Origin of the sequence: Psychrobacter sp., assembly GCF_035469765.1 — a bacterium.
GTDB lineage: Bacteria > Pseudomonadota > Gammaproteobacteria > Pseudomonadales > Moraxellaceae > Psychrobacter.
The window spans coordinates 1-2,484 of sequence record NZ_DATIRM010000137.1 but is presented as its reverse complement, the minus strand read 5'-3'; the positions used below and the strand labels follow the sequence as shown (position 1 = coordinate 2,484).

Genomic DNA, 2,484 nt, shown 5'->3' with positions numbered 1-2,484 from the left:
GACCCCGCTAAAGACATGAATACTGAACGTGGCAATGGTAGTGAAACCCATCAACGTGCAGATAGCGACACCAAAGTACTGACTACCCAGCAAGGCGTGGCTATCTCGGACAATCAAAACTCGCTAAAGGTTGGCGCACGTGGACCGACGCTGTTAGAAGACTTCGTCTTACGTGAAAAAATCAATCACTTTGACCATGAACGTATTCCAGAACGTATTGTCCATGCACGCGGCAGTGCAGCACACGGTTATTTTGAATTGACTGAATCGTTAGAAAATTTTACGACTGCTAATATTTTAAGTGAAACGGGAAAACAAACGCCATTATTTACCCGCTTCTCTACAGTAGCAGGTAGTAAAGGCTCAAAAGATACCCCGCGAGATGTACGTGGCTTTGCGGTAAAGATTTATACGGAAGAGGGTAATTGGGATATCGTTGGTAACAATATGCCGATATTCTTTATCCAAGATGCGATGAAATTCCCAGACCTTGTGCATGCGGTCAAACCCGAGCCGGACCGCGGTTTTCCACAAGCGGCATCGGCTCATGATACTTTTTGGGACTTTGTATCATTAAGCCCTGAGACCATGCATAATTTGATTTGGCTGATGAGTGATCGCGGTTTGCCACGTAGCCTACGCATGATGGAAGGCTTTGGTATTCATAGTTATCGTTTGATTAATAAAGAAGGCAAGAGCACCTTCGTACGTTTCCATTGGAAGCCAGTACTGGGCGTACAATCGACCACATGGGATGAAGCGGTAAAAATATCAGGTGCTGATCCTGACTATCATCGCCGTGATTTGTTTGAATCCATTAACAATGGCGATTATCCAGAGTGGGAATTTGGCGTACAGTTATTTACTGAAGAAGAAGCGAATGAGTTTCCGTTTGATCATTTAGATGCAACCAAACTTATTCCAGAAGAATTAGTACCGGTGAAAATCGTCGGTAAAATGGTACTCAATCGTTATCCGGATAATTTTTTCGCTGAAACAGAGCAAGTAGCATTTTGTCCGTCGCATCTGCCGCCTGGCATCGACTTTAGTAATGACCCCTTATTACAAGGTCGTCTGTTTAGCTATTTAGATACCCAGTTGTCACGTTTGGGCTCACCAAACTTTGCCCAAATTCCTATTAATGCACCAAAATGTCCGTTTGCCAATAATCAGCAAGATGGTCATATGCAAATGCAAGTACCAAAAACGCGCGTGCTTTATGAGCCACAAAGTCTCGATCCAACACGTCCACGTGAGAGCGTGAAAAAAGGCTTTGCGTCTTTTGCTGAGACGCTAGATGATGGCGTCAAAGGTCGTGTACGCGCTGAGAGCTTTGCGGATCATTATAGCCAACCACGTATGTTCTATCGTAGTCAAACCAAAATCGAACAAGCGCATATCGCTTCTGCTTATGCCTTTGAGCTGGGTAAAGTAGATACGGCGCATGTACGTACACGTATGCTGGGTCATCTGATTAATATCGATGAAGATTTGGCGAATCGTGTAGCGACAGCGCTGGGTATGCAATTACCCGAAGCGGCAGAAGCTGCTGCACCGATACAGGACATGGCGACGTCTGAGGTATTACAAACGATTGGTCGTACGCCTAAGACATTAAAAGGTCGCATGGTTGGAATACTGGTTGCAGAAGGCTCAAAACATAGCGAGATTAAGAAGTTTGAAGAGGCAGCAAAAGCAGAAGGGGCAAGTGTCAAAATTGTTGCTCCGAATAAAGAAGTCAAGTTGGACGATGATACTATTATACAAGCTGATGAGCGCGTAGCAGGTGGTCCGTCCGTGATGTTTGATGCCGTGGTTAGTATCATCATGCCAGAGCAAGCGAAGAAGCTTGCAAAAGATAGTGCTACTTTAGATTGGTTCACCGATGCTTATGTGCATTGTAAAGCGATTGCCTATTGCGGTGCGACCGATGAGTTTATTTTAAGTAAACTGCCGATTGAAAAAGACAGCTTTGTCACACCATTAGCTGATTTAGATGCTTTTATTGATAATGCTAAATCGCGTCTGTGGGAGCGTGAGCCAAAAGTACGTGACCTTGCTTAATTTAGTTTAATTCGGCTTAGCTTGGTTTAACTCAAATTAATCTAAATCTTTGATGAAAAAACTCAGCCCTGTGCTGGGTTTTTTCTTATCTAAAAATTGGTTGGTGTTGCTATTAATAGGTTTTGGTCACAAGCGTTCACTCAAAACCGTTTTATTTATAGTGATGGGCGTTATACTAAACTAGGCTTTTTAATTAATAAATAAAGAGATTGTTTAACAAAAATAGCAGGATGATGACTAAAAAGAGTCAAGGAAGATACATGAGTTCATGCAATATCATAAGGTTAGATGGCTATATTCAAAGCAGTTATTTAGCAGTATATCCAGATAAAATCTTACTACTTGACGGCTGCTGCCGACCAGATGTCACAATGGTGCTTGATTATATTCAAACTACGCTGAAGCGACCGATAAGTGACT

General features: G+C 42.8%; 1 protein-coding gene. It reads left to right on the top strand.

What is annotated here, in order from left to right:
• Positions 1-2,064, top strand: a 2,064-nt coding sequence (locus VLN09_RS03920) for a catalase (RefSeq protein WP_325243882.1), incomplete at its 5' end; no start/stop codon positions are given.
• Between the last annotated feature and the right edge of the window lie 420 nt (positions 2,065-2,484).